The sequence below is a fragment of the Actinacidiphila sp. bgisy160 genome, assembly GCF_965342435.1.
Taxonomy (GTDB): Bacteria; Actinomycetota; Actinomycetes; order Streptomycetales; family Streptomycetaceae; genus Actinacidiphila.
In genome coordinates, this window is sequence record NZ_CBDRCM010000061.1 from 17,306 (window position 1) to 43,820 (window position 26,515).

At 70.8% G+C, this 26,515-nt stretch carries 27 protein-coding genes, 1 tRNA gene and 1 pseudogene; 13 read left to right on the forward strand and 16 right to left on the reverse strand.

What is annotated here, in order from left to right:
* Nucleotides 1-66: 66 nt before the first annotated feature.
* Together ACRWNP_RS31680 and ACRWNP_RS31685 are read right to left on the reverse strand one after the other, a co-directional pair.
* Nucleotides 67-835: pseudogene (locus ACRWNP_RS31680) on the reverse strand (dioxygenase family protein).
* Between the two features lie 10 nt (nt 836-845).
* Entirely contained in the window at nt 846-1,496 is a 651-nt protein-coding gene (locus ACRWNP_RS31685; protein ID WP_431967481.1) for a GTP cyclohydrolase II, read from the reverse strand.
* Between the two features lie 100 nt (nt 1,497-1,596).
* Between ACRWNP_RS31685 and ACRWNP_RS31690 the strand changes: the two genes are divergently transcribed.
* A complete protein-coding gene (locus tag ACRWNP_RS31690; RefSeq protein WP_431967483.1) occupies nt 1,597-2,097 on the forward strand; it encodes a MarR family winged helix-turn-helix transcriptional regulator in 501 nt (166 codons plus the stop codon).
* Nucleotides 2,098-2,109: 12 nt separating this feature from the next.
* Here the strand turns inward: ACRWNP_RS31690 and ACRWNP_RS31695 are convergent, their stop codons facing one another.
* Nucleotides 2,110-2,637 (reverse strand): N-acetyltransferase family protein, encoded by a 528-nt coding sequence (locus ACRWNP_RS31695; protein WP_431967485.1) that lies wholly within the window; start codon nt 2,635-2,637, stop codon nt 2,110-2,112.
* 188 nt (nt 2,638-2,825) lie between these two features.
* Here ACRWNP_RS31695 and ACRWNP_RS31700 point away from each other — a divergent pair, with 188 nt between their 5' ends.
* Together ACRWNP_RS31700 and ACRWNP_RS31705 are read left to right on the forward strand one after the other, a co-directional pair.
* Nucleotides 2,826-3,812 (forward strand): sigma-70 family RNA polymerase sigma factor, encoded by a 987-nt coding sequence (locus ACRWNP_RS31700; protein WP_431967487.1) that lies wholly within the window; start codon nt 2,826-2,828, stop codon nt 3,810-3,812.
* Nucleotides 3,813-4,011: 199 nt separating this feature from the next.
* Nucleotides 4,012-4,221, forward strand: a complete 210-nt coding sequence (locus ACRWNP_RS31705) for a hypothetical protein (RefSeq protein WP_431967489.1) — start codon at nt 4,012-4,014, stop codon at nt 4,219-4,221.
* An 11-nt stretch (nt 4,222-4,232) separates the two neighbouring features.
* Here the strand turns inward: ACRWNP_RS31705 and mscL are convergent, their stop codons facing one another.
* A complete protein-coding gene (gene mscL, locus ACRWNP_RS31710) occupies nt 4,233-4,712 on the reverse strand; it encodes a large conductance mechanosensitive channel protein MscL (RefSeq protein WP_431967491.1) in 480 nt (159 codons plus the stop codon).
* A 188-nt stretch (nt 4,713-4,900) separates the two neighbouring features.
* Entirely contained in the window at nt 4,901-5,482 is a 582-nt protein-coding gene (locus ACRWNP_RS31715) for a hypothetical protein (RefSeq protein ID WP_431967493.1), read from the reverse strand.
* A gap of 220 nt (nt 5,483-5,702) precedes the next feature.
* Here ACRWNP_RS31715 and ACRWNP_RS31720 point away from each other — a divergent pair, with 220 nt between their 5' ends.
* Complete coding sequence (locus ACRWNP_RS31720) at nt 5,703-6,386, forward strand: helix-turn-helix domain-containing protein (RefSeq protein WP_431967497.1); 684 nt, start codon at nt 5,703-5,705, stop codon at nt 6,384-6,386.
* Between the two features lie 38 nt (nt 6,387-6,424).
* Here ACRWNP_RS31720 and ACRWNP_RS31725 read toward each other — a convergent pair whose 3' ends face one another.
* The 5 genes from ACRWNP_RS31725 to ACRWNP_RS31745 all read right to left on the reverse strand — a co-directional run bounded on the left by ACRWNP_RS31725 (nt 6,425) and on the right by ACRWNP_RS31745 (nt 11,934).
* Nucleotides 6,425-7,285 (reverse strand): universal stress protein, encoded by an 861-nt coding sequence (locus tag ACRWNP_RS31725; RefSeq protein WP_431967499.1) that lies wholly within the window; start codon nt 7,283-7,285, stop codon nt 6,425-6,427.
* Between the two features lie 88 nt (nt 7,286-7,373).
* On the reverse strand, nt 7,374-8,387 hold the full coding sequence (locus tag ACRWNP_RS31730) for a zinc-dependent alcohol dehydrogenase family protein (protein ID WP_431967501.1): 1,014 nt from the start codon (nt 8,385-8,387) through the stop codon (nt 7,374-7,376).
* 121 nt (nt 8,388-8,508) lie between these two features.
* On the reverse strand, nt 8,509-8,841 hold the full coding sequence (locus ACRWNP_RS31735; protein WP_431967503.1) for an FmdB family zinc ribbon protein: 333 nt from the start codon (nt 8,839-8,841) through the stop codon (nt 8,509-8,511).
* Nucleotides 8,842-8,907: 66 nt separating this feature from the next.
* Complete coding sequence (locus tag ACRWNP_RS31740) at nt 8,908-10,263, reverse strand: MFS transporter (RefSeq protein ID WP_431967505.1); 1,356 nt, start codon at nt 10,261-10,263, stop codon at nt 8,908-8,910.
* A gap of 171 nt (nt 10,264-10,434) precedes the next feature.
* Nucleotides 10,435-11,934, reverse strand: a complete 1,500-nt coding sequence (locus ACRWNP_RS31745; RefSeq protein ID WP_431967531.1) for a potassium/proton antiporter — start codon at nt 11,932-11,934, stop codon at nt 10,435-10,437.
* Between the two features lie 166 nt (nt 11,935-12,100).
* Between ACRWNP_RS31745 and ACRWNP_RS31750 the strand changes: the two genes are divergently transcribed.
* Entirely contained in the window at nt 12,101-14,926 is a 2,826-nt protein-coding gene (locus ACRWNP_RS31750; protein ID WP_431967507.1) for a penicillin acylase family protein, read from the forward strand.
* Between the two features lie 65 nt (nt 14,927-14,991).
* Here ACRWNP_RS31750 and ACRWNP_RS31755 read toward each other — a convergent pair whose 3' ends face one another.
* Nucleotides 14,992-15,588 (reverse strand): 5-formyltetrahydrofolate cyclo-ligase, encoded by a 597-nt coding sequence (locus tag ACRWNP_RS31755; protein WP_431967509.1) that lies wholly within the window; start codon nt 15,586-15,588, stop codon nt 14,992-14,994.
* Nucleotides 15,589-15,668: 80 nt separating this feature from the next.
* Between ACRWNP_RS31755 and galU the strand changes: the two genes are divergently transcribed.
* From galU to ACRWNP_RS31790, 7 genes are all read left to right on the forward strand, one after another.
* Nucleotides 15,669-16,577: a UTP--glucose-1-phosphate uridylyltransferase GalU gene (gene galU / locus ACRWNP_RS31760; protein WP_431967511.1), complete on the forward strand. Its 909-nt coding sequence runs from the start codon at nt 15,669-15,671 to the stop codon at nt 16,575-16,577.
* Nucleotides 16,574-17,917 (forward strand): molybdopterin molybdotransferase MoeA, encoded by a 1,344-nt coding sequence (locus tag ACRWNP_RS31765; protein ID WP_431967513.1) that lies wholly within the window; start codon nt 16,574-16,576, stop codon nt 17,915-17,917. Before galU ends, ACRWNP_RS31765 begins: the two co-directional genes overlap by 4 nt.
* A gap of 56 nt (nt 17,918-17,973) precedes the next feature.
* Entirely contained in the window at nt 17,974-18,456 is a 483-nt protein-coding gene (gene moaC / locus ACRWNP_RS31770; RefSeq protein WP_431967514.1) for a cyclic pyranopterin monophosphate synthase MoaC, read from the forward strand.
* Nucleotides 18,453-18,941, forward strand: a complete 489-nt coding sequence (locus ACRWNP_RS31775) for a MogA/MoaB family molybdenum cofactor biosynthesis protein (RefSeq protein WP_431967516.1) — start codon at nt 18,453-18,455, stop codon at nt 18,939-18,941. Before moaC ends, ACRWNP_RS31775 begins: the two co-directional genes overlap by 4 nt.
* Nucleotides 18,938-19,558, forward strand: a complete 621-nt coding sequence (locus tag ACRWNP_RS31780; RefSeq protein ID WP_431967533.1) for a GNAT family N-acetyltransferase — start codon at nt 18,938-18,940, stop codon at nt 19,556-19,558. The genes ACRWNP_RS31775 and ACRWNP_RS31780 overlap by 4 nt, the downstream gene beginning before the upstream one ends.
* A 140-nt stretch (nt 19,559-19,698) precedes the next feature.
* The gene (sepX, locus tag ACRWNP_RS31785) at nt 19,699-20,568 is read left to right on the forward strand and encodes a divisome protein SepX/GlpR (RefSeq protein ID WP_431967518.1); all 870 of its coding nucleotides are present in this window, start codon (nt 19,699-19,701) and stop codon (nt 20,566-20,568) included.
* Nucleotides 20,569-20,629: 61 nt separating this feature from the next.
* A tRNA-Ala gene (locus ACRWNP_RS31790) sits at nt 20,630-20,703 on the forward strand.
* Between the two features lie 252 nt (nt 20,704-20,955).
* Here ACRWNP_RS31790 and ACRWNP_RS31795 read toward each other — a convergent pair.
* The gene (locus ACRWNP_RS31795; protein WP_431967520.1) at nt 20,956-22,725 is read right to left on the reverse strand and encodes a hypothetical protein; all 1,770 of its coding nucleotides are present in this window, start codon (nt 22,723-22,725) and stop codon (nt 20,956-20,958) included.
* Nucleotides 22,722-23,702, reverse strand: coding sequence for a hypothetical protein (locus ACRWNP_RS31800; RefSeq protein ID WP_401973403.1), 981 nt, complete (start codon nt 23,700-23,702; stop codon nt 22,722-22,724). Before ACRWNP_RS31800 ends, ACRWNP_RS31795 begins: the two co-directional genes overlap by 4 nt.
* Here ACRWNP_RS31800 and ACRWNP_RS31805 point away from each other — a divergent pair.
* A complete protein-coding gene (locus tag ACRWNP_RS31805; RefSeq protein WP_431967523.1) occupies nt 23,685-24,056 on the forward strand; it encodes a helix-turn-helix domain-containing protein in 372 nt (123 codons plus the stop codon). The genes ACRWNP_RS31800 and ACRWNP_RS31805 overlap by 18 nt on opposite strands.
* Before the next feature lie 190 nt (nt 24,057-24,246).
* Here ACRWNP_RS31805 and ACRWNP_RS31810 read toward each other — a convergent pair whose 3' ends face one another.
* The 3 genes from ACRWNP_RS31810 to ACRWNP_RS31820 form a co-directional block, all read right to left on the reverse strand.
* Nucleotides 24,247-24,810, reverse strand: a complete 564-nt coding sequence (locus ACRWNP_RS31810; RefSeq protein WP_431967525.1) for a hypothetical protein — start codon at nt 24,808-24,810, stop codon at nt 24,247-24,249.
* A gap of 378 nt (nt 24,811-25,188) precedes the next feature.
* Entirely contained in the window at nt 25,189-25,671 is a 483-nt protein-coding gene (locus tag ACRWNP_RS31815; RefSeq protein WP_431967527.1) for a hypothetical protein, read from the reverse strand.
* A 112-nt stretch (nt 25,672-25,783) separates the two neighbouring features.
* Nucleotides 25,784-26,251 carry an NUDIX domain-containing protein gene (locus ACRWNP_RS31820; protein WP_431967529.1) on the reverse strand — a complete coding sequence of 156 codons (468 nt, stop codon included), beginning with the start codon at nt 26,249-26,251 and terminating at the stop codon, nt 25,784-25,786.
* Nucleotides 26,252-26,515 lie beyond the last annotated feature (264 nt).

A 26,515-nucleotide genomic window follows, 5' to 3' on the forward strand; every position in this document is an offset into this window, starting at 1 on the left:
GGGCCCCGCTTCATGGGAGGAAGCGGGGCCCTTCGCATTGCGTGAGACTGCCGGGCACCATCGGCCCTACTGGCCGAACTGGACGGACCGCTTGGCCAGGCCCATCCAGAAGCCGTCGATGACGCTGCGCTGGTCGCCGAGGTCGTCCCCGGCCGCACCCATCGTGATGAACAGCGGCGCGAAGTGCTCGGTCCGCGGGTGGGCGAGCCGTCCGGCGGGGGACTTGTGCTCGAAATCCAGCAGGGCGTCCACGTCGTGTGCGTCCAGCGCGCGGTGCCCCCAGTCGTCGAACTCCGCCGACCAGCCCGGCACCCCGCCGGCGTGCCGCAGGGCGGCCAGGTTGTGGGTGAAGAAGCCGCTGCCGACGATCAGCACGCCCTCGTCGCGCAGGGGGGCGAGCCTGCGCCCGATGTCCATGAGCTTGTGCGGGTCGAGGGTGGGCATCGCGACCTGCAGGACGGGGATGTCCGCGTCCGGGTACATCTGCACGAGCGGGACGTACGCGCCGTGGTCCAGGCCCCGGTCCGGGGTGTCCTGGACAGGGGTGCCCGCGCCGCGCAGCAGTTTGCGGACGGAGTCGGCCAGCGCGGGCGCGCCGGGGGCCCCGTACCGCACCTCGTAGTAGCGGCGGGGGAAGCCCCAGAAGTCGTGGACGAGCGGGACGGTGGTGGTGGCGCCGAGTGCGAGCGGGGCCTCCTCCCAGTGCGCGGAGACCATGAGGACCGCCGTGGGGCGGGGGAGCCCCGGCGGACCAGGCGGCAAGCTCGCCCGGCCACACCGGGTCGTCGGCGAGGGGCGGGGCGCCGTGCGAGAGGTAGAGGGCGGGCATGCGCATCGGGGGTTCCTCAGGCCGGGAGGTCGAGGGTGTGGTGGGTGTGCTCGGCTTTGGCGCGCAGGTAGCGCACGTTGTCCTCGGACAGGTGTACCGCGGTCGGTACCTGCTCGGTGATCGTGACGCCGAGCGCGGACAGCTGCGCCGCCTTGTCGGGATTGTTGCTGAGCAGGCGGACGGCGTCGACGCCGAGGGCGCCGAGCATCTGGGCGGCGGCGGTGCAGTCGCGTTCGTCGTCGAGGCGGCCGAGGGCGCGGTTGGCGGCGTAGGTGTCCAGGCCGCCGTCCTGGAGGGCGTACGCGTCGATCTTGGCGTACAGGCCGATGCCGCGGCCCTCCTGGCGCAGGTAGAGCAGGTGGCCGCCGGTCTCGGCGATGCGCTGGACGGCTTCGCGCAACTGGGGGCCGCAGTCGCAGCGCGCGGAGCCGAAGACGTCGCCCGTCAGGCACTCGGAGTGCGGGCGGACCAGCGGCGACGCCGCGCCCTCGTAGGGGCCGAGGCCGAGCGCGATGTGCTCCTTGCCGTCGGCGAGGCCGGTGAAGGTGAAGACGTCGGCCGGGGTGCTCCAGCCGTCGGGGAACCGCAGGGGGATCCGCACCCGGGTGCGGATGGCCGCGGGCGGTGGGGCGGGGGCTGCGTCCGGTGCGGTCTGGGCGGTCGTCATACGGGTCCCTCGCCTGAAGAGTTCCTTGAAGGTTCAAGCCGGCGAGGGAAACGTACCGCGATTGCTTGAAAGTTCAAGGTCTACTTCGTAGAGTGTGGTCATGACCACGAGAGCCCCCGAACCCCGCTGGCTGAGCGAGGAGGAGCAGTGCGCCTGGCGCGCGTACATGGCGGCCACACAGTTGGTCTCGGACGCACTCGACCGGCAGCTCCAGCGTGACGCGCGGATGCCCCACGCCTACTACTCGCTGCTGGTGTGGCTCTCGGAGACCCCCGACCGCCGGATGCGCATGACGGAGCTGGCCGAACGCTCGAAGATTACGCGCAGCCGGCTCTCCCACGCCATATCCCGGCTGGAGGAGAACGGCTGGGTCCGCCGGGAGAACTGCCCCTCCGACCGCCGCGGCCAGCTCGCGGTGCTCACCGACGAGGGCTTCGCCGCCCTCGCCGAGGCCGCTCCCGGCCATGTGGAGGCGGTGCGCGGAGCGATCTTCGACCGGCTCTCGGAGGAGCAGGTGCGCCAGCTCGGTGAGATCTGCCGGGTCATCGCCGAGGGACTGCAGCCGCAGAACGGAGCGATGGACCTTCCCTGGCTGCGCTGAACGCGCGCCGGTTCAGGCCAGGTCCTTCTCGTACCAGGCGACGTCCCAGTAACGGCCGAACTTCCGGCCGACCTCGCGGTAGACGCCCAGCGGGCGGAAGCCGAAGCGGGTGTGCAGGCGGACGGACGCCTCGTTGGGCTGCGCGATCCCGGCGTAGGCACGGTGCAGGTCCTCGCCCCGCAGGGCCTCGAAAAGCGCCGTGTAGAGCAGGGTGCCTACGCCGCGGCCCCCGGCCTCCGGGGCGCAGTACACGGAGGTCTCCACGGAGGTGGAGTACGCGGCCTTCGGGCGGAACGGGCTGCTCGTGGCGTATCCGAGCAGGGTGTTCGTGCCGTCCGGTTTCGTCTCGTGGGCAACCAAAAGGCGGTGCGGTCCGTCTTCCGGGTGGGAGAGCAGCCAAGGGCGGCGCTGCTCCAGGGACAACGGCTCCAGGTCGAAGGTGATCGGCGTCTCACGGACGTAGTGGTTGTAGAGGTCGGTGAGGGCCTGTAGGTCCTCCTCCCCACCCGGCCTGACCTGCACTTCGGCGAACTCGGACAATGATCCACCTCCGGCTGTGGCCGGACAGGGTACTGCAAGATCGTAAAAAACGGGGCGGCGCTTGGGAATTGTGTCCGGATTCCAGTCGTTATCTCTTTTCGAGTGGGCAGCCGAAAGGCACGCGCGAAGCTGCTGAGGGGCAGCTCATTCGATCCGACACCCGACCGAACCTTCGCAAGGGAGCACGCATGGCAACCCGTGCCGTCGCCCGCAGCACCGCAGGCGGGAAGAGCAGCGCTCGCGCAGGCCACGGCGAGATGGCCGACCGTGACCTCGTCGGCATGTACCTCGACGAGATCGCGCGGACGCCGCTGCTCGACGCCGCGCAGGAAGTCGAGCTTTCCAGGGCGATCGAGGCCGGCGTCTACGCCGAGCAGCTCCTCGCAGGCGAGGAGCTGGGTCAGGGAGCGGACGCCGGACGAGAGGAACTGGAGGCGATAGCCGCCGCGGGTGCGCGGGCCAAGGACGTCTTCATCCGTTCCAACCTGCGCCTGGTCGTCGCCGTCGCGCGACGTTATCCGCGCAGCGGCCTGCCGCTGCTCGACCTCATCCAGGAGGGCAACGCAGGCCTGGTACGCGCCGTCGAGAAGTTCGACTACACCAAGGGCTTCAAGTTCTCCACGTACGCGACGTGGTGGATCCGTCAGGCGATCACCCGGTCCATCGCGGACCAGTCGCGCACCATCCGGCTCCCCGTCCACCTGGTGGAGGAGCTGGGCCGGGTGCGCCGGGTGCAGCGTGAGTTCAACCGTGAGCACGGGCGGGACCCGGAGCCCGCGGAGATCGCGGCCGAACTCGGCTCCACCCCGGAACGGATCTCCGACGTACTGGACTGGGCGCGCGACCCCGTGAGCCTGAACATGTCGGTGGATGACGAGGGCGAGACCCAGTTCGGCGATCTCGTCGAGGACACGTCGGCGGCCTCGCCGGAGGACTCCGTACTCGTCATGCTGCGGCGTGAGGAACTGGAGGATCTGATCGACCGGCTCGACGACCGGACGGCGTCCATCATCCGGGCGCGGTACGGGATCGTGGACGGCCGCGAGCGCACGCTGACCGAGGTCGGCAAGCAGCACGGGCTCACGCGTGAGCGGATCCGGCAGATCGAGAAGCACGCGCTGGCGGACCTCAAGCGCATGGCGCGCGCAACGGGGCTTTCCATAGAGGCGGCCTGACCCAGGCGGGCGCCGCTTCCGGCGCCCGCGCCACCACAGACTCGAGCCCCGGTGCCACCCCCCTGCGCCGGGGCTCGACCCCTTCCCCGGGGCGGCTCGATCGGCTTCATGGCCCGCCCGGCCCGGTCGTGCGTCGCTCGTGTGCGTGCGGCCGGGCCTTCGTCATGGCCGGGCGTCGCCCGCCCGTACCCTGGACGGCATGAGCAGCACCCCTGACCCTGCCACCGGGCCCGCAGCGGCCCCCGACCCACGGGCGCCGCGAGACCCCGCCGCAGCGCTGATCTTCGACGACCCGCTGGATCGGCAGTCGTCCGACGACACCGACACCGGCTGGGGCGAGCGCCCCGGCCAGGGTGGTGCGGGAGATCTCGCGCGCTTCCTCGACGAGAAGCCCCCGCACCACATCTGAGGCGGAGCTCGCTACGGATGCGTCCGGTTGGTGCCGCCGTAGCCGTAGGGGGAGGGAATCCCGGGAGCGCTGCCGTGGCCCTGCTGCTGGCGGGCCAGCAGATCGCGTATCTCGGTCAGCAGCTCCAGCTCCGTCGGAGCGGCCACTGCCTCCTCCTTGCCCGCCCTGCGCCGCTCGTTGAGCTTGTTCATCGGCAGGATCAGCAGGAAGTACACGACCGCGGCCGTGATGAGGAAGGTCAGCGCCGCGCCGGCGACCGCGCCCCACAGGAGGCCCACACCCTTCGTGAGCTCGCCGTTGACGACCGTGCAGGGCGGCTCGATGCAGAGGGTGTAGCCGTCGAGGTTCTTGGTGCCGATGGCACCGATCACCGGGTTGATGAGGCCCTTCACGAACGCGTCGACGATCTTGCTGAACGCGGCGCCGACGACGACGGCCACAGCGAGCTCGACGACATTGCCGCGCAGCAGGAAGGCTTTGAAGCCCTTCAAGGGACGATTTCCTTTCGAAGAACGACCGTGCAGTTCGGCCCGAGGGACCCGTGGGGCCCGGTGGTGTCCGCCGGGCGCCGCCGACGCGAGGGCCGGCGGTGACGGAAGTGGGTGAGCGGTTCGGCCTCCGAGGGTAAGGGGTGCGCGCCACCACCCACCCCGCCGGTTGCCTTTCCCACGCCGTACGGCTAACGCAGCGCCACAGCCAGGGGCGAGCCGGCCGCGGCACCGGACAGCGCGGCCGCCGTCCGCCGCGGGACCGACAGCACGATCAGCGCTCCGCCGCCCCCGCCGCCGTCAAGGCCGGGGGCGGCGGCGCCCTCGGCGGCGGGGAGGGGCACCGCCACCACGGGCGCCCCGCGCGCCACCACGCGCGCCGCCGCGAGGATGTCGACCCGGTCACCGGGCCGCACCAGCCCGGCCGCCGCCGCGTCCGCGATGCGCACCGGCGCCCGCACCATGTCCCGCGCCGCAGCGGCGGGCACGGGAGCGGGGCCTTCCCGCCCCGGCCGGCCGGGCTGCGAGTCCGTCCGGGCCGCCGCGGCGGCCAGCGCGGCCGCGGTCATCGCCAGGCCCGCGGCCATCATCCGCCGCCGGCGGCGCAGCACGTGGCGCAACCGGTGCCGCCCGCCGCCCGCCCTGATCGGCGCGAACACCGGGACCAGGCACGGCGCGGGCGCACCCGCCCCCGCGGGTGGCACCGGAACGCCACCGCGATCCGCCCACAGCGCGGCTCCACCGCTGTCCACCATCTCGACCACCCCCGTCATCGGGCCCTCGTCCGCCGGCGCATCCGGCCTCGCAGGACCACCATGGCGCATCGCGCCGACGCGGCCCGGCGGCCTGTGGAGTACCCACCAGTTGTGGATAACTCGGTCACCCGTTCGAGGGGACGGGCTCGACGGGTCTGGCGGTGCGGCGCCCGCGGTGGTGTGCTTGCTGGTAGCGAACCGAAGCGTCCAGTCAGTCCGAGAGCGGGAGGTGGTCGACGTGCCCAGGCAGTCATTGCGCGACGGCCCGTCCGAGAGGTCGAGAGCCCATCCGGGGGATGTCAGCCGTCGCGTCGCTCAGCGGCGAGAACAACTGGGGCTCAGCCGCGAGGAAGTGGCCGCCAAGGCCGGCATGACGCCGAGCTATGTGCGGTACGTGGAGGAGCAGTGCCACCACACCATCGGGACCAACGCCCTGCTCCGGCTCGCGGGCGCGTTGCGGACCACCGCCAGCCATCTGCTGGGGGGCGACGCCGAACACCTCCCCCCGGAGACGGAGGCCTCCGGGCCGCCGGTGATGGAGGAACTGCTGTCGGAGGAGTGCTGGACCCGGCTGTCCGGCCATGACGTCGGCAGGATCGCGCTCACCACCGGCAGCGGGCACCCCGCGGTCGTCCCGGTGAACTACGCGGTCGTCGACGGTGCCATCGTCTACCGCACCGCTGCGGACGCGCCCCCGTCCCTGGCCAGGGGCAGCGAGGTCGCCTTCGAGGTCGATCAGCTCGATGCCTGCCTCAGTGCGGGATGGAGCGTGCTCGTCCTCGGGGTTGCCGAGCACGTCGTCGATCCCGAGGACGCCCGCGCGCTGGAGACGCATCCCGGCCCGTGGTCCGGGGGTGAGGACGATCTGTGGATACGCATCGTCCCCACCCACATCACGGGCAGCCTCATACGCACTGTGTAGCGCGGAGGGGCCGTCGCGGCCCGCCGAGGGGGGATCGATCAGGCTCGGTGGAAGACCGCTACGGGACAGTGCGCGTGATGCAGCACGGCGTGCGTCACATGGGCCAGCCGACCGTCGGTGCGCTGATGCCGCCGGGCACCCGCGACGAGCAGATCGGCATGGGCCGAGGCATCCACCAGCGCACCGCTCGCGGAGGTGGCCTTGACCAGGTCCACGGTCACGGTGAGGTCCGGGTACTCCCCGCGGATCGTGTTGGCGACATGCTGTTCCGCCGCCGCCTCCCGGTCACCGACCGACGTGGCGTCGTCCAGCCCGGGCACCATCTCGCCCACCGCCCCGAGCAGGCTCCACGCGGTCAGGAGGCGCAGGGTGGCCTTCCGCAGCCGGGCCTCGTCGGCGGCGAAGCGCACGGTGGCCAGATCCGTCTCATCCTTGATCCCGACCAGGACGACACCGGTGGACGGTTGCTCGCTGCCGCGCACGACGACCACGGGCCCGTGCGCATGGGTCGCCACCCGCAATCCGACCGAGCCGAGCAGCAGGGCGTGGAAGCCTCCGCGTCCACGGCAGCCGACGACGGTCAGGCTCTCGGGCCCTGAGTGCTCCAGGAGGCTTTCTGTGGGCTTGCCCTTGTCGAGTGAGGTGGAGACCGTCAGGTCCGGGTAGCGGGCGGTGGCCGACGCCGCCGCTTCGTCCAGCAGCGCGCGGCCGCCGTCGAGGACGAGCTGTGCGGTCTCGGGGGACAGATTCCTGCCGGAACGGGTCTCGACGCCGACCGCGTGCAGGATGTGCAGCGGGCGATCGCGCAGCACGGCCTCACCGGCGGCCCACAGCACCGCAGCGGTGGCGCGGGGCGAACCGTCCGTGCCGACCACGACTGGTCCGTGGCTGGTGTCCATGGCGGTGCCTCCTTGTGGCTTTCGCTCCGCTCGGCTCCGTTCCCCACCCCGCCCCGTTCACCTCTCGGTCCACGCTTCAGCGCACGTCTCAGCCCGGCACGAGGACCGCCGCACCGTTGACGCGGTCGGCGGCCAGGTCGGACAGCGCCCGGTCCGCGTGGTCCAGGGGATAGGGAGTGGCGGTCACCTGGATCCCGATTCTGGCGGCCAGGGCCAGGAACTCCTGCCCGTCCTGGCGTGTGTTGGAGGTGACGCTGCGCAGATTGCGTTCCTGGAACAGATGGCGCTGGTAGTTCAGCGCCGGGATGTCGCTCAGGTGGATGCCCGCGACCGCCAGCGTGCCGCCCCGGTCCAGGGCCGCCAGGGCCGGCGGCACCAGATCGCCGACCGGCGCGAAGAGGATGGCCGCGTCCAACGGCTCCGGCGGCCGGTCCGCCGCCGCTCCCGCGGAGGCGGCACCGAGCTCCAGCGCGAGGTCCCGCGCCCGCTCCGACCGGGTCAGTACATGCACGGTGGCCCCCTCGGCCAGCGCGACCTGGGCGGCGATGTGCGCGGAGGCGCCGAAGCCGTAGATGCCCAGCCGTCCCCCGGCCGGCAGGTCGCTGCGGCGCAGGGCGCGGTAGCCGATGATGCCCGCGCACAGCAGCGGCGCCAGGTGCACCGCGTCCCGGCCGTCGGCGTCCTCGGGCAGCGCGTAGGCGTAGTCCTCGGGCACGGAGGTGAAGTCGGCGAAGCCGCCGTCGGCGTCCCAGCCGGTGTACAGCGAGTACGGGCACAGGTTCTCGCGGCCGGTCAGGCAGTAGGCGCACTTCCCGCAGGTGCCGCGGAGCCAGGCGATGCCCACCCGGTCGCCCTCGGCGAAGCGGCTGACGAGCTCACCGCCGCCGATGACCCGTCCCACCACCTCGTGACCGGGGACGGTCTCCCGGCGGTGCGGCGGCAGGTCCCCCTCCGCCAGGTGCAGATCGGTACGGCACACGCCGCACGCCTCCACGCGCAGCAGCAGTTCGCGCGGTCCGGGCACCGGCTTGGGGCGCCCGACGCGTACCAGCGGCTCCGTGATCATGGGCCCGGGCCGGTCGACGACCCAACCACTCAGCATGTCTCCAGTCTGCGACCGGAGGCCGGGGCGCTGCAGCACGAAACCGGTCGCGCGGGTACGCCGAAGGCCCCCGTCGCCCACGACGGGGGCCTCCTTCAGGCCAGGGTGCCGTCGGCTCCGCTCAGGCGGCCGAGGTGCTCGCCGAGCTCGTGGAGCCGCTGGAGGTGCTGGTGGAACCGGTGGATCCACTGGAGGAGCCGGAGCCGCTCTTGGAGTCCGAAGAGGACTTCGACTCCGAGGCGCTGCTCTTGGCGGCCGGCGTGCTGCTGGACGACGAGCCGCGGCTGTCGGTCCGGTAGAAGCCGGATCCCTTGAAGACGACGCCGACCGCGGAGAAGACCTTGCGCAGCCGGCCGTTGCAGGCCGGGCACTCGGTCAGCGGGTCGTCGGTGAACTTCTGCACCGCCTCGAGGCCCTCGCCGCAGGCGGTGCACTGGTACTGGTACGTCGGCACTTGCTCCTCCTGGCACTCTGACTCAGTGAGTGCTAACGACGGTCAATAGTGCAGTATTCCGCGGCGTCAGTCCACCGCGACCGGCTCGCGGTGACCGATGCCACTGCCCTGGCCGGTCCCGGCGCCGCGTGCCGCGACCACTTCGGACGGCCTCGGCGCGAGCCGTTCGCGCAGTGCCAGCACGGTGAGGAGTGCCAGCCCGGTACCCGCCAGCGGCACGGTGAATCCGGCGCTCGCCCCGATCCCGTCGGCCAGCCGCCCGGCCGCGGTGGCCGCCGCCGCCTGGCCCAGCGCCACCGCGCCGGTCAGCCAGGTGAAGGCCTCCGTGCGGACCCCCGCGGGCACCAGCGACTCGACCAGGGTGTAGCCGGTGATCAGGGCCGGGGCGATGGTGAGCCCGACCAGCAGCCCGAGCCCGCCCAGCAGCGGCACGGCGTGCGCCGCCCACAGCATCGAGGTGGCCAGGGTCAGCGCCGTGTAGCCGACGACCATGCGCCGTTTGGGCCCCGACTTCCAGGCGACCGCGCCGCACGCCAGCCCCGCGAGCATGTTGCCGGCCGCGAAGGTCCCGTAGAGCAGGCCGTTGATGCCGGGCCGCCCGATCTCCTCCGTGAAGGCCGTCACGGAGACCTGCATGCCGCCGAAGACGGCGCCGATCCCGAGGAAGGCCACGGCCAGCACCCGCACGCCGGGCACGGTCAGCGCGGAGGCCTCACGCTTCCGGGCGCCCGGTACGGACCGGGAGGGTGCGGGTGCGGTCCGCCGCTGGGCGGCGAAGAGCAGGCCGCCGGCGAGCGTCAGCACGGCCTCGGACAGCAGCCCGGCCGCCGGATGCACCCCGGTGGCCAGCGCCGTGGCCAGCACCGGTCCGATGACGAAGGTGAACTCGTCCGTGACCGACTCGAAGGCCGCCGCCGTCTGCAGCAGCGGTGACCCGGCCGGCAGCGTGGCCGCCCAGCGGGCCCGCACCATGGGCCCGACCTGCGGGACCGAGGCGCCGGTGGGCACCGCCACCGCCAGCAGCGCCCACAGCGGCGCGTGCGCCAGCGCGAGCACGGCGAGCATCGTCCCGGACGCCGCGTGGACGAGCACCCCGGGCAGCAGCACGGCACCCTGGCCGAAGCGGTCGGAGAGCTTGCCGCTCTGCGGGGCGAACAGCGCCATGGAGACGCCGGTGACGGCCGAGACGGCACCGGCGGTGCCGTAGGAGCCGGTGGTGTGCTGCACCAGCAGCACGATGCCGATGGTCAGCATCGCGAAGGGCTGGCGCGCCGCGAACCCGGGCAGCAGGAAGGTCCACGCACCCGGCGTGCGCAGCAACTGCCCGTATCCCGGGCGCGTCGCGGCACGGGAACGCCGGGAGGAACCCGAAGGACGGGGTGATCGGGACGAACGGGACGTACGAGTGACCGTGGATACCACGGCCGGGCCTTTCCGCCGCCTGGTAGCGCACCCTGGACGCCTGGTCGCGTTCCTGTGCGCCGAGAGCTGTCCTCTCGCGCATGACCGAGGTAGATACCGGGCTGTCCGGCCGCCGGGCGGTCGCGCCAGCTCTGCGTCAGGCAGAGTTGGTGGTGACTGTCGACAGTCATGCTAACGGCCGGCACCACCGCCCGATTCCAGCCATCCGGCCAGCTTTCCGCCGCGTCCCACCGCACGCAGCCGTGCCTCCGCCTTGTCCCGCACCGGGTCGGTGGCGACGACGAGAAGTTCGTCACCATGCCGCAGCACCGTCGTCGGCAGCGGGACGAAACTCTTGTTTTCGCGGACGACCAGGGTGACCGCCGCGCCCGGCGGCAGCCGCAGTTCGCTGACCTCCACGCCGTGCATGCGCGAGCGTGGCGGGATCCGCACCGACAGCAGGTGCCCGCGCAGCCGCTCCAGGGGCGCGGACTCGATCCCCAGGTCCTCCGCGGCCCCCGGGTCCCCGAGCCGGAGCCTGCGGGCGACCCAGGGCAGTGTCGGACCCTGCACGAGGGTGTAGACGATGACCAGGACGAAGACGATGTTGAAGATGCGCTCGCTCTGCCGGACGCCCGCGACCATGGGGATCGTGGCCAGGACGATGGGCACCGCCCCGCGCAGCCCGGCCCAGGACAGCAGCACCTGGTCGCGGAAGGGCGTGCGGAACGGCAGCAGGCTCGCCGTCACCGACAGCGGCCGCGCCACGGCCGTCAGGACCAGACCGACCACGAGCGCCGGCACGATGTCGTCGCCGAGCTCGTGCGGGGTCACCAGCAGGCCCAGCAGCACGAACAGGCCGATCTGCGCCAGCCAGGCGAGCCCTTCCGCGAAGCCCCTGGTGGCCGGGCGGTGCGGGAGTTTGGCGTTGCCCAGCACGACGGAGGCGACGTACACGGCGAGGAACCCCGAGCCGTGGGCGAGCGCCCCGCCCGCGTAGGCGAGGACGGCGATCGCCAGGACCGCGATCGGGTAGAGGCCGGAGGCGGGCAGCGCGACGCGGCGCATCGCGAACGCGCCCAGCATGCCGATCGCCAGGCCGATCGCGGCGCCGATGGCCAGCTCCAGGGCGATCTCGCCCAGCAGCAGGCCCCAGTTGTGCACCGGCCAGTGCTCGGAGAAGGCGACGACAAGGATGACCACCGGGGCGTCGTTGAAGCCGGACTCCGCTTCGAGCACACCGGTCACCCGGCTCGGCAGCGGCACCCTGCGCAGCACCGAGAAGACGGCCGCCGCGTCGGTGGACGAGACGACCGCGCCGATGAGGAGCGACTGCCGCCAGTCCAACCCGACCAGGTAGTGCCCCGCGGCGGCCGTGATGCCGACGCTGACCGCGATGCCCAAGGTCGCCAGGACCGCCGCCGCCGGAACCGCCGGTTTGATCTCCCGCCACTGCGTGCCGAGACCACCCTCGGCCAGGATCACCACAAGTGCGGCATACCCCAATACTTGGGTCAATGCGGCGTTGTTGAAGGCGACTCCCAGTCCGTCCTGTCCTATCGCGACCCCAATGCCCAGATAGAGGAGCAGGCTGGGCAGGCCGCTGCGCGAGGAGAGGCGCACGGCGACCACCGCTATGAGCAGCACAAGGGCGCACATCAGCAGGAGTTCGTTGAGGCGGTCGACAGTCAGGAGCCGGTCCTTTCGGCGAAGTTCATTGCCTTACCTAATATTTTACCTGTGCTTGGGGTTGTGGCGATCTCCGTCCACAGGACCGGACACCGCCTGGGGGGCTACGGGTCGGTGCGCCTAAGGTGGCCCCTAGCAATCGGTCCACCCTGCCTTTCGAAGGACATCGATGCCCGCCAAGAAGAAGTCCCGCCGCACGCGCCTCATCGTGATCGGGGTCGTGCTCGTGCTCGTGGCGGGCATCGTCTACGGGTCGTACTGGAGTGTCGCCACCGTCCGCGCCTCCCTCCCGCAGACCACCGGAACCCTGCAGCTCAAGGGCCTGGCCAGTGCCGTCCAAGTGAAGCGCGACGGCAACGGCATCCCGCAGATCTACGCCGACACCGCCGAGGACCTGTTCCGCGCCCAGGGCTACGTCCAGGCCCAGGACCGCTTCTACGAGATGGACGTGCGCCGGCACCTGACCGCCGGCCGGCTGTCGGAGATGTTCGGCAGCGGCCAGGTCGAGACCGACGCCTTTCTGCGCACGCTCGGCTGGCGCCGGGTCGCACAGCAGGAGTACGACACCAAGCTGTCGGCCACCACGAAGAAGTACCTCCAGGCCTACTCCGACGGCGTCAACGCCTACTTGGACGGCCACTCCGGCGCCGACCTGTCCGTCGAGTACGCGGCGCTGAAGTTCAGCAACGACTACGTGCCGGAGAAGTGGACCCCGGTCGACTCGGTCGCCTGGCTGAAGGCGATGGCCTGGGATCTGCGCGGCAACATGCAGGACGAGATCGACCGCTCGCTGCTGTCGAGCCGGCTGAACCGCGCGCAGATCGATCAGCTCTACCCCGCCTACCCGTACGCCCGGAACAAGCCGATCGTCGAGGACGGCAAGGTCAACGAGTCCACGGGCGATTACGAAACGGCCGGAACCATCACAAAAGCGGGCACCAGTCCCGGATCCGGTACGGGCGCCGACACGAACACGGGCGGCACCGGCACCGGAACGGAGGCCGGCACCGGCACCGGCACCGGCACCGCCTCCACCTCCGAGGCGACCTCGAACGTCCAGTCCCAGCTGTCGTCGCTCTCCGACACCCTCGACGAGATCCCGGCGCTGCTCGGCCCCAACGGCAACGGCATCGGTTCCAACTCCTGGGTCGTCTCCGGCGAGCACACCACCACCGGCAAGCCGCTGCTGGCCAACGACCCCCACCTCGCCCCGCAGATGCCCTCGCTCTGGTACCAGATGGGCCTGCACTGCAACAGCGTCGGCAAGTCCTGCCCCTTCGACGTCGCCGGCTACACCTTCTCCGGCATGCCCGGTGTGATCATCGGCCACAACCAGTCGATCGCCTGGGGCATGACCAACCTCGGTGCCGACGTGACCGACCTCTACCTGGAGAAGGTCACCGCCGACACGTACCTGTACGACGGCAAGCAGCAGCGCTTCAAGACGCGCAAGGAGACCATCAAGGTCGCCGGCGGTGGCGACCGCACGATCACGGTGCGCAGCACCGACAACGGCCCGGTGATCTCCGACCGCAGCGCCGAGCTGCGCACGGTGGGAGACCAGGCCCCGGTGCCGAACTCCGCGCCGGACCGCGGCGACGGCTACGCGGTCTCCCTCAAGTGGACCGCGCTCTACCCGTCCAACACCGTGGACGCGGTCTTCGAGCTCGACACGGCGACCGACTGGAAGCAGTTCCGGGCCGCCGCCCGCGACTTCGCCGTCCCGTCCCAGAACCTGATCTACGCCGACGACAAGGGCGCCCACGGCCACATCGGCTACCAGGCCCCCGGCTGGATCCCGGTCCGTGCCGCGGGCTACGACGGCACCTACCCGGCCCCCGGCTGGGACCCGCGGTACCAGTGGAAGAAGCCGATCCCCTTCTCCGCCATGCCGTACGACTACGACCCGAAGCGCGGCTACATCGTCACCGCCAACCAGGCCGTGGTCGACCAGCAGAAGTACCCCTACCTGCTGACGGAGGACTGGGGTTACGGCATGCGCAGCCAGCGGATCGACGACCTGATCCAGTTGAAGATCAGGGACGGCGGCCTGGTCTCCATGGACGACATGCAGGAGATGCAGGGCGACAGCTTCAGCGTGGTCGCCAAGAAGCTCGTGCCGATGCTGCTGAAGATCAACATAAAGAACGACAAGGACGACTACGTTCGCGACGCCCAGAAGCTGCTGGAGGGCTGGGATCTCAACCAGGACTCCGACTCCGCGCCCGCGGCCTACTTCAACGCCGTCTGGCGCAACATCCTCAAGCTGGCCTTCGGCAACAAGCTGCCCAAGGAACTGCGCCCCCAGGGCCAATGCCTGACCGTGCCCGCCGCCGACCAGACCGGTCCGGTCGACGACCTCGGCGGCGCGCCCAAGCTCGTGCGGGAGTGCGGCCGGCGTGCCGCCGACCAGGCGCAGCCGGACGGCGGCGACCGCTGGTTCGAGGTCGTGCTCTCGATCCTCGACGACGAGGACAACCCGTGGTGGACGACCTCGCCCACCGCCTTCTACGACAAGGACAGCGGCCGCGCCCGCACCACCCGTGACGAGCTGTTCGCCCAGGCCATGAAGGACGCCCGCTACGAGCTGACCGCCAAGCTGGGCAAGGACATCGACACATGGAGCTGGGGCCGCCTCCACACACTGGAGCTGCGCAACCAGACCCTGGGAACCGGCGGCCCGGCCGTCGTCCGGTGGCTGCTCAACCGCGGTCCGTGGCAGATAGGCGGCGGCGAGGGGGCGGTCAACGCGGCCGGCTGGAACGCGGCGGGCGGCTACGAGGTCGTCTGGGTGCCGTCGATGCGGATGGTGGTCTCGCTCGACGACTTCGACAAGTCCCGGTGGATCAACCTGACGGGAGCCTCCGGCCACGCCTACAGCTCCCACTACACCGACCAGACCACCAAGTGGGCCAAGGGCGAGCTGCTGCCGTGGGTCTTCACCAAGCAGCCTGTCGACGGGGCCACGGAGGACACCCTGGCGCTGACGCCGTAGCCCGCGCGGGCGGCGCGTGGCGACAACCGTGACGACAACGGGGGGCGGGCCGTTCGGCCCGCCCCTCAGCGCTTCCCGAAGCGCCGTACGCCCACCGGGGTGACCACCGCGTCGACCGGCCGGTCGTGCGGCTCGTCGGGCAGCCGGTCCAGCACCTCGTGCGCGTACAGCAGCACCACCAGCGCGGGCCGCACCCCCGCAGCGTCCAGCCGGGCCAGCACCCGGTCGTACGAGCCCCCGCCACGGCCCAGGCGCAGCCCCCGGCCGTCGACGGCCAGTCCCGGGAGCAGGACCGTGTCCGCCCCGGTCACCGCGGCGGGGCCCAGTCGCGGGCCGGTGGGCTCGTACAGGCCGCGGGCGGTCCGCACGAGGGCGCCGGAGCCCTCGTAGGCCGCCCAGTCCAGGTCGTTGTCCGGCAGCAGGACCGGCAGCAGCACCCGCTCCCCCCGCTCGCGCAGTACGTCGAGCAGCGCGCGCGTGCCGGGCTCACCACCCATCGACACATAGGCCGCGACCGTCCGGGCCTCCGACAATTCGGGCAGATCGAGGGCGTGTTGCGCGATCGCCCGTTCGGCCTCGGTACGGTCATCCGGAGTCAACCCGCGCCTCACCTGGAGGAGGCCTTCCCGCAATTCCCTCTTGCCGGCGTTGTTGTCACTCATCGGACGCGCAACCGCCGCCTATCGGCATCAAGCAACCGGAACTTCATCTTCACCTCATATGCAGCGGTTATCGTTGCCCCATGACTCACGCACGTACCAGGATCAGCAAGGCTGTCATCCCTGCCGCCGGGCTTGGCACCCGTTTCCTACCCGCCACGAAGGCGACTCCCAAGGAAATGCTGCCGGTGGTCGACAAGCCCGCCATCCAGTACGTCGTCGAGGAAGCCGTCGCCGCGAACCTCTCCGACGTCCTCATGATCACCGGCCGGAACAAGCGGCCGCTCGAGGACCACTTCGACCGCAACTACGAACTCGAGTCCGCGCTGTCCGCGAAGGGCGACGAGGCCCGCCTGGCGAGGGTTCAGGAGTCCAGCGACCTCGCCACCATGCACTACGTCCGCCAGGGCGACCCGCGCGGCCTCGGCCACGCCGTGCTGTGCGCCGAGCCGCACGTCGGCGACCAGCCCTTCGCGGTGCTGCTCGGCGACGACCTGATCGACCCGCGGGACCCGCTGCTCGGCCGCATGATCGAGGTGCAGGAGCAGCACGGCGGCAGCGTCGTCGCGCTGATGGAGGTCGACCCGAGTCAGATCCACCTCTACGGCTGCGCCGCCATAGTCCCCACTGGTGACGACGACGTGGTCCGCGTGACCGACCTCGTCGAGAAGCCCGCGCCGGGCGAGGCCCCCTCCTCGTACGCCGTCATCGGGCGCTATGTGCTGGACCCGTCCGTCTTCGCGGTGCTCAGCAAGACCCAGCCCGGCCGCGGCGGCGAGATCCAGCTGACCGACGCGCTGCGCGAACTGGCCCAGGAGGACGGCCCGGACGGCCCCGTGCACGGTGTCGTCTTCACCGGCCGGCGCTACGACACCGGAGACCGCGGCGACTACCTGCGTGCGATTGTCCGACTGGCATGCGAACGTGATGACCTGGGGCCGGACTTCCGGTCCTGGCTGCGCACGTACGTCAGCGAGGAGATGCAAGATTGAGCAGTGGCACGGCCGACCGCGTCTGGTCCGTCTCGGAGCACCTCGACAACATCCTGCGGCAGCTGAAGCCGCTGGAACCCATCGAGCTGCAACTCCTCGACGCCCAGGGGTGCGTCCTCGTCGAGGACGTCATGGTGCCCGTCGCGTTGCCGCCCTTCGAGAACAGCTCGATGGACGGCTACGCGGTGCGCACCACCGACACCCAGGGCGCCGACGCATCCCATCCGGCCGTGCTCACCGTCATCGGTGACGTGGCGGCCGGCAGCGGCGAACTGCCCACCGTGGGCCCCGGGCAGACCGCCCGCATCATGACCGGCGCCCCGCTGCCCCCCGGTGCCGAGGCCGTCGTCCCCGTCGAGTGGACCGACGGCGGCACCGGCGGCGCACCGGTCGTCGGCATGCCCGCCGCGAGCCGCAGCCCCGACGCCGTGGGCGGCGAGGTCCGTGTCTACCGGCCCGTGGGGCCGGGCGACCACGTCCGGGCCCGGGGCAGCGACGTCGCCGCGGGCGAGCTGGCGCTGAGCGCCGGCACGGTGCTGGGCCCGCCGCAGATCGCCCTGCTCGCCGCCGTCGGCCGGGCCACCGTACGGGTGCGGCCGCGGCCGCGGGTGGTCGTGGTCTCCACCGGAAGCGAGCTGGTCCCGCCCGGCGAGGAGCTGGGCCCGGGCCGCATCCACGACTCCAACAGCTACATGCTCACCGCCGCCGCCCGCGAGGCCGGCGCCCAGTCGTACCGGGTGGGCGCGGTCGCGGACGACGCCGAGACCTTCCGGGCCACCGTCGAGGACCAGCTGATCCGGGCGGACATCCTGGTCACCACCGGCGGCGTCAGCGTCGGCGCGTACGACGTGGTGAAGGAGGCCCTCGGCGAGGAGATCGAGTTCCGCAAGCTGGCCATGCAGCCCGGCAAGCCGCAGGGCTTCGGCTTCATCGACGCCGGCGCCCGCAGCGAGGCGGAGGGTGACGGCGGGGACGCGGAAGCCGCGCCGCCCGAGCCCGAGCGCACCCCGCTGCTCGCCCTGCCCGGCAACCCGGTCAGCGCCTACGTCTCCTTCGAGCTGTTCGTCCGGCCCGCGATCCGCACCCTCATGGGCGTGGAGCCGGTCTTCCGGACGACCGTACGGGCCGTCTGCGAGGGTGACCTGACCTCCTCGCCCAAGGGAAGGCGGCAATTCCTGCGCGGCCGCTACCACCCCGCCACCGGCCGGGTCACCCCCGTGGGCGGCGCCGGATCCCACCTGGTCAAGGCCCTCGCCCACGCGAACTCGCTGATCGTGGTGCCCGAGGACACGACGGAGGTCGCGGCGGGCTCGGAGGTCGAGGTCGTGCTGCTCGACTGAGCGGGTACCGTTACTGCCCACGCGAGCACGCGGCGAGCAGTGGGAGTGCCGTACCGATGACAGAACAGCAGCATCTGACGCACATCGACGAGGCGGGGGCGGCCCGCATGGTCGACGTCTCGGACAAGGACGTCACCGCCCGCACCGCGCGTGCCACCGGCCGGGTCCTGGTGTCGCCGCGCGTCATCGAGTTGCTGCGGGGCGAGGGCGTGCCCAAGGGGGACGCCCTCGCCACCGCGCGCATCGCCGGGATCATGGGCGCCAAGCGCACTCCCGACCTCATTCCGCTCTGCCACCCGCTGGCGGTCTCCGGGGTGAAGGTCGACCTCGCCGTCGGCGACTCCTGCGTGGACATCACGGCCACCGTGAAGACGACCGACCGCACGGGCGTCGAGATGGAGGCCCTCACCGCGGTGACCGTCGCCGCGCTGACGGTCGTCGACATGGTCAAGGCCGTCGACAAGGCCGCGGTCATCACGGACGTACGGGTCGAGGAGAAGACCGGCGGCAAGTCCGGGGACTGGAGCCGCACCCGATGAGGGCACTCGCGATCACCGCGTCCAACCGCGCGGCCGCCGGGGTCTACGAGGACCGCGGCGGCCCGCTGGTCGTCGCCGGGCTGCGGGAGATGGGCTTCACCGTGGACGGACCGCGCGTCGTCCCGGACGGGGAGCCCGTCGGCAGCGCGCTCCGGGAGGCCGTGGCCGAGGGGTACGACGTGGTGGTCACCACCGGCGGCACCGGCATCTCGCCCACCGACCGCACCCCGGAGGTCACCCGCGCCGTCCTCGACTACGAGGTCCCCGGCGTCGCCGAGGCCGTCCGCGCCGCGGGCCGCGAGAAGGTGCCGACGGCCGCGCTGTCCCGTGGCGTCTGCGGTGTCGCCGGGCGCACCCTGGTGGTGAACCTCCCCGGGTCGACCGGTGGTGTCAAGGACGGCCTGGCCGTCCTGGCCCCGATCCTCGTCCATGCCGTCGAGCAGATCCACGGCGGCGACCACCCTACGACTGGGAGACCGAGCTGAACGGGTCCTGGCCGGCCGAGCTGGCGGACGCGGACGTCCTCCTCCGCCCGATAAGGATGCGCGACCAGCGGGCCTGGCGCGAGGTGAACCGGCGCAACCGCGAATGGCTGCGGCCGTGGGAGGCCACCGTGCCCCCGGCGCCGCCCGGTCACCTCACCCAGCGGCCCACCTACCGGCAGATGGTCCGCCAGCTGCGCCACGAGGCCGCCGCGGGCCGCATGATGCCGTTCGTCGTCGAGTACCAGGGACGGCTGGCCGGACAGCTCACCGTCGCCGGGATCACCTGGGGCTCCATGTGCAGCGCCCATATCGGCTACTGGGTCGACGAGGCCGTCGCCGGCCGCGGGGTCATGCCCACCGCGGTCGCGCTCGCCGTCGACCACTGCTTCCGCGCGGTCGGACTGCACCGCATCGAGGTCTGCATCCGGCCGGAGAACATGCCCAGCCGGCGGGTGGTGGAGAAACTCGGCTTCCGCGAGGAAGGGCTGCGCCCCCGCTATCTCCATATCGACGGAGCTTGGCGTGACCATCTGGTCTTCGCGTTGACGGCCGAGGAGGTGCCGGAGGGAATGCTCCACCGCTGGCACCAGGCCCGACCTGGCACGGCTCACAAATAAAATGTCTGTTCGAAAATGACCGCCGATCCGACTCCGACTTGAACGCAATCAGAAAAAAATTTCGGAGTATCAGCCAGATCGTGCGACACACCGCGCCAAATTGCGTATGCCCTGTCGCGAACCCCCCTACCGTGTGATGCGTGAGCAGCAGCGGCCTCATCTACGCAGTCATCGTCGGGGCCTGGGCTGCCTACTTGGTGCCGATGTGGCTCCGTAGGCAGGACGAGCTCAACGAAGCGCGCCCGACGGAACGCTTCAGCACCGCCATCCGGCTGTTGTCCGGGCGTGCGGCACTGGAGCGCAAGTACGCCAAGACGGCGGACCCGGAATCGGAGGCCGAGGCGGAGCCCGCGGTCGACGTCCGGGCCCTCGCCGTACCCGCGACGGAGGTGAAGCCGAAGTCCCGGCAGAACGTGAAGGCGGGGAATCCCGGCAAGCGGGCGAAGCGGGGCGGGACGGCGAATCCCGGGAAGGCGAACAAGCCCAATCCGCGGGCCAAGGTGCTCGCCGCCCGCCGCCGCACCATCACGCTGCTCTTCCTGGGCTTCACCGCGGGCATGATCGTCGCCGCCGTCGGCGGCGTCGCCTTCCTGTGGGCCCCCGCCGCGCCCGCCGTGCTGCTCACGTTCTACATCGCCTACCTGCGCGCCCAGGAACGCCGCCGCTTCGAGGTCAAGATCGACCAGCGCCGCGCCGCCGACGCCGCCAAGCGCCTGCGTGAGGCCCGTACGACCCGCGAGCCGGTCGCCGAGGCGCCCGATGCGAACGAGCCCGCGCCGCCCGCCGAGGAGCCCGCGACGGCCGACCGGCGCGCCCTCGTGGAGCAGACCGACCACGCCGAGTGGGTCGACCAGCAGCGCATCCCCGCCGAGGACACCTGGGAGGTCCCGGCACCGCGGCCCACCTTCTCCACCGCCCCGGTCACCCCGCGCCGCTCCCGAGACCGCTCCCGCACCCCCCTGTTCGACCAGCAGGCCGACCGCGACCGCCCCCGCGCCGCCAACGAGTGACCTCCCGGCGGCGGGGGCGCGGAGCACCCCCGCCGGGATGCTAGAGTTTTCCTCGTTGCAAGGGCCTGTGGCGCAGTCCGGTAGCGCACCTCGTTCGCATCGAGGGGGTCAGGGGTTCGAATCCCCTCAGGTCCACAGCACGGGCCGTTCACGACTTAGGTCGGAAACGGTTCACGAGATCCCATCCAGATCGGTTGTCTGGATGGGATTTCCTGCATTTCAGGCTAGGTACGGCACGGATGCCGCTTCGGGAAGCCCCGTCCGGTGCCGAGGGCACGGCGAGCGGAGCCGGCGATGGTCGCGCGGGCATGGCGAAGCGGCCGTGGGACCGGAGTGCTGGTGGTCCCACGGCGCGGCGGTGTGGCTTCGCTTGTGCCTGCCGGACGTCTACGTGGCGGGGTTCTCGGGCGGCGGGGTGACGATGTCGCTTTCTTCGAGGACGTCCGTCGCCTCGTACGGATCGGGCGTCTCGGGCACCTCGCCGATCGTGTAGTACTCCGCCTTCCACAGGCGTCGCTCGCGGAGGAACGACTCGATGGTCCTCACGTTCTCGACCATGAGCTGGACGGCGGTCAGCAGGGTCTGCGCCACCCGTCCGCGACTCTGCCGCTTCTCGCGGGCGTGCAGAAACGTGTCGACGTTCTTGGCGCGGCCGTTGAGCCCTTCGATGTGGCTGCGCAGGCCGCGGTAGGCGCGTTGCCAAAGCGCCCGGCCCCAGGGGAGTTCCTGGCGCAGTTTGGGCATCACGTCGGCCGGCACTGTCACCGTGGACTGCTGGCAGATGGCGGGACGTTGGTGCTTGGGACTGTCGGGCGGTCGCACCGTTGGGCGTGCCCCCGGATGAGCGCGACGGGCGCGCGGATTGTCCAGGTCGACGGTGTGCGCGGCACGGCCTGGACGTCGAGGCTGTGTGCGACGCCGCGATCGGTCGGCGTCCGCGTCGCGCTCCTGGGCCCACGGGCAGGTGACGCGCGGGCTGGTGCCTGCTGCGGGGCACTGGCGGCGTTCCAGACCGCGGTGGTCTGCCGACTGCTTCAGGGGCAGGACGTAGGGGTCTGCCTGGACGATGAGCGGCAGCAGTTCCTCCCTCTGGGAGCTGCCCTTCGCGGCGGACATCTGGTGGTAGGCGTCGATGATCCGCTGCGGTGTGTGGGGGCACAGCAGGTCGCCCGCGATGGCGATGGTTCCCTCGGGGGCGTCCTTCTCCTTCTTGACCATGGTGGTCTTGTAGTCGAGGACGACCTTGTAACCGAGGGCGCGTACGGGGGCGTGGAAGTTCTCGACCTTGGCATCGGAGTAGGCGAGGTCCCCGGCGATGAATCCCTTGACGGGCCAGAGCCGCTGGACGATCTGCAGCAGGCGCACGGCTTGGGGACCGATGTCTTTGCTCGGCGCGTGGACGGCCATGCCCATGCACAGTTGGGGGTAGCGACGGGAGGTGGCCGGGTCGCTGTGTCCCGCCACCAACAGCGTGGCGCTGTAGCCGAAGGTCTCATCACCGCCGCCGGAGACGTGCAGGCCGGCCGTCACTTCGAGCGACGCGTGTCGCCTGGTGCTCGGCCGGGCCCAGGTAGGGACCGCGGTTGTGTCCACCGACAGATCGCCACGCCAGTCGTCCATCAGACCGCGGGCGACGGCGACGCGGACGGGCACCAGGACAAGCCGGTTGGCGATCCGCGAAAGCGCGTGCGAGGCATCGAGATTGCGCGGATGTGCCCAGGCCAGACGGTACGGCTCTGTTTCGTGGCGGGCCATCCGGGTCCGCCGGTCGTGCCGGGCCGGGTCCAGCAGAGTCGTGATGCGGGACCACGCATCGTAGAAGCGCTTCGCCGAGGCGTGCGTGGCATCGATGTCCGTCGCATCGACCGGCCTGAGCTCGAAGTACTTCAGCCAGTGCTTACGCAGCCGGAACTGCATGCACTCCCAGGCGTCGTCGATGTTCGTACTGCGTGTCTCGCGAGCGGCGAGGATCAGGCCGACCAGCACGGTTTCGGCCAGAAGACCGCGAGGGCCAGGACGGGCGGCCCCCAACGGGGCGAGGTCGTCGAGAATGCCGCTGGCCCGGACGAGGTCGCGGACCTGCCGCACATGGCGGTCGTTGAGCTTGGAGGGATGCGGTGACGGCGCGGGCCTGCGCTCTTCACGCTTGTGCGTCATGCCCACCCCCGAAGCAGGCGAACGGCGGCGTCTTTGGAGATCTCGGGCACCCAGGCCAGGTAGGGAGCGAGAGAGGCGGCGGACTGCAGGCCGGCAGCCTTGGCGACGAGGTCGGAAGGGACGCGGTCGCGGAGGAGGGAGACGATCCAGGTCGCGCGCAGGCGTCTCATGTCCGGGACGGGGACCTTGCGATCACGAGGCCGGTTTCTGTCGACCCAGTTGCTGATCGCGTTCTTCGGGTGCTCCACCTCGCGGTCCGGGGCGTACAGGTACCGGTGGCCCGCGGTGCTGGCGAGTTCGGCGAGGGTCTCCTCCCAGAGCGACCGGCAGACGATCAGCCGGTCGCTGCCAGGAACGCGGACGACAACCGCATCGCTGGTCAGGACGTGAATGTCTGTCCCGCGCACAGCGAGCATCTCTGCGGGGAACAGGCCGCAGCCGGCACCCAGAGCAAGCATCGCCCGGGCGTTGCCACGGCCGGTGGGGGTGGGCGGAAGGTTGTCCGCCCACACGGCCAGGCGGGTGAGGGCGCTCGCGCTGTAGGGCCGCGCGCGGGATCGGTCGGCGCTCAGGTGCGGCCGCGCCGGCTCGCCGCGCTCGACCCAGACCAGCACCTCGCGGACCCTGCTGAGCAGCGATGCGTAGGTCTGGAGCGTGCTCGGAGCGTGCTTCGTGCCCGTCAGCAGGCAGTGGGTGATGGTCGACTGGTCCAGCCACACAGCCGGGTCGCGGGGCACGCCCGCTCGCTCGGCATGGACAGCGAGCATCGCCACCACACGCAAGACCGTGGTGAGCCGGTACGGAACGTGGTCGGCCACGGTCGCGACCAGCATCCGCACGCCGTCGGCAACCGCCTCCCACTCCGGCGGTGCGTCTTTCGGGCGGTACCGCAGGATCGCATGACTCATCTCTGGCTCCAGCACGACATGCCACGAATAGCGGCTAATCAAATAGCCGCATTGCTGGACATAGTGCACATCGACGTGGAGGAGCGCATCTCGATGCCCGGTGGCACGCACCGCAGCACGGCCCCGAGGGACTTTGCCGTGGACCCGGACCTGTGGCCCCACGCGCCGCTGCCCGGGCACCCGCAGGCGGGTGTCGTCCAGGCCCTCGCGCGGGCCCTGGAGCGCGAGATGGCGCGTCAGGGCCTCAGCCTGAGGCAGTTGGCGCAACTGAGCGGGATCAACCGGCAGGTCATCGCGAACCTGCTCCGGGGGGACAGTTGGCCCGACGTCGTCACCGTCAGCCGCCTTGAGGACGGTCTCGGGATGCCGCTGTGGCCCGGGGCGACGAGCCCGGCGTCGGCCGTCGCTGGAGACATGAAGTGACACGTATGCCTACTTTCCGCACATTCTAAGGTGGAATGGCAGGGTGAAATCGGCCACGCGCCCCCGAGCGGAGATGCTCTCCACTAATCTCGGGTGTACGTGAACCATGATCAGGGGCACGTGAGGTGCCGCCGGGCTCCACCCCGGCGGCACCACCCCTGAAATGACGATCAAGGGCGCGTGGTCTGCGTCAGGCGGCCTCCGAGATGTTGTCGGCGCGAGCGATCTCGTAGACACCGCGGGAGACCTTGACCACAAGGCCCTTGCGTGCCAGACGATTCAGGGCCGTTCGGACGTTCTCGGTGGGCCGCTTTGAGCTGCGCAACTTGTCGGTTCTTCCCTGATCTCTCAGGCGGTTGATCGCTTCCAGGACGTCACGGACGCGCAGGGGCCGGTTCGCGCTTGCCATGAGGTTCATGATCAGGTCCGGAAGCGTTGCCGTGCCTGACTCGTTATCGACTTCCGTCACGGCAAGCTGAGGATCGTCTGATGGGGTGAGGTCCTCAGCCTCTGCGTCCTGACCCTCGACGGTTTCGCCCTCAGTCGCTTCGCGTGGTTGCTGCGGAGAGACGCCCAGGTCGGGCAGCGACTCGATGAGTGACGTGTAGAGGGCCTCGAGACGGGCCAGGCGCCCCTCGGCTTGGGCGAGTTGCGATCGCAGAGTGGAACAGCCCTCGTGCTGCTCCTTCATCTGCTCGTGCACCAAGGTCAGGGTGTCCAGCACGGCGGAATGCGCGCCTGATTCCATCGGCATGCTTCCTCCTGCGTCACGGCCAACATCAACCAGGCGCAAGCGTAGGGGACTTGTCGGGTATGACGGGCCAAGATCCAGGAAATCCGGCGACGGAAAACAGACCTTGCCAGACACGGTCGGTTCTGGACTGCACGCGACGGTTGCAACCGACCAGGCGCCTGGTCTGGTTGCGACTGCCGGACTGCCTGGAACCGAGCCTGACGGGTCGGTCTCTCCTGTCGTTGTGCGTGCTTGGGGCGGATGTACCAGTCGGCCATGCGAGCCGGCTCGGCGTAGCTCGACTGGGGTTGCGTCCGCAGCGCCGGGGCGGGTGCCGAGACGCTCGTGCCTGGACTGCGCGATCGACGTACTGAAGTCCCTGAGGGGTGCCGGCATTTGCTATCCGCTGGCTGTGACGGCCTCTGATTGCAAAGCGATCCGGCGAGCTGCGGCGGCAGTAGTCTGCTCGGGCCCGAACTCGGCGACCAAGCGGTCCAGCAGCGTGTTCAGACGCGCGGCCTCATCGGCTCGATCTCGGGACATGCCGTCCCGCAGGGCCCGAGTCGCGTACTCATCCGGATCCTGCCCGGAGGCTGCAGCGGCATATCGCACCCTCGCGTAGACCTCGTCGCTTACTTGCACACTGAGCAAGTGCATGCCGTCCTTGCCGGGATATGCGGTGGACAAGGTGTCGATGGGCAGCAGGTCGCCCAGTGCGGCCCAGACGCCGCTCAGAGCAACCTGTCGGTTCGCAGTGCTGATCACGGTGAGCAGACGGGTCCGGTCGGCCGAAACCGCCAGCGGGATTGCGCATTTGTGTCGGGCAGCCCTGAGCTCTCTCTTGAGGGCTGGGCGAATCAAGGTGACCTCGATGGCGTGCACTGGCATAGCCGCTCCTTGTGGGGGATCTATATGGGAGTCCGTCGATGGGAGCAGTCGGATACGAGTCATCGCCCGCAATTGGCCAGACGCCGCCGACGCTCTTCGACGGATCTCAGAAGAGCGTGATCGGTCCGGCCGGCAGCCACCCGTCGAGGTAGCCGTCGACGAGATCGGTGGTGCGGTCGGAGTGCGGTTCCCGAAGGACATCGCCAAGTACCGCGCGCGGCGTCCACCGAGCCGTCAGGTCAGGGCGGTCGGCGGCGAACGGGTCCGAGCGCATTGGGGAGCCGATGCGCGCCAGGAAGACGTGCTCCTCCAACCGTACGGCCGATGTGCCGTCCGGGGGACGGGCCCAGCGCCGCCCGATCACGGAGCCCCAACGCACGGCTCGCCCTCTGAAGTAGCGTTCCGCCACTCGAGCAGCGGCTTCCGCGTAGGACTCCGTGGATCTGACGGAACTTTGCGGCAAGGCCCAATGCGAGGGGTCCGACTCAGGGCGCTGGAAAAGAGCCACTTTCTCATCAGCGTCGATCGCGACGAGGGCGGCGATGCGGCGAAAGCGAGGAGCAGGGACATCCATGAGAGCAGCATTGAGTGTGGTTAGACAAATAGCCACTGGATTGAGCCGGGAGGGTGGTCGGGGTCCTCGCAGCGGGCCGCAGTGCCAGGCCAGGCTGACGTCACTGCCAGAGAGCCGGCTCTCCAGCGGCGCTGAGCTCGTGGGTTACTGGCGGCAGCATGGCCAGGTGAGAGTCGGCGGCTCTGGTCGACCGCCTATGGGCACAGCTGGTAGCCCCATGAATGTGTCCGGCGGTGTCGAGACCCTGCGGGGCTTGGAGTGTCC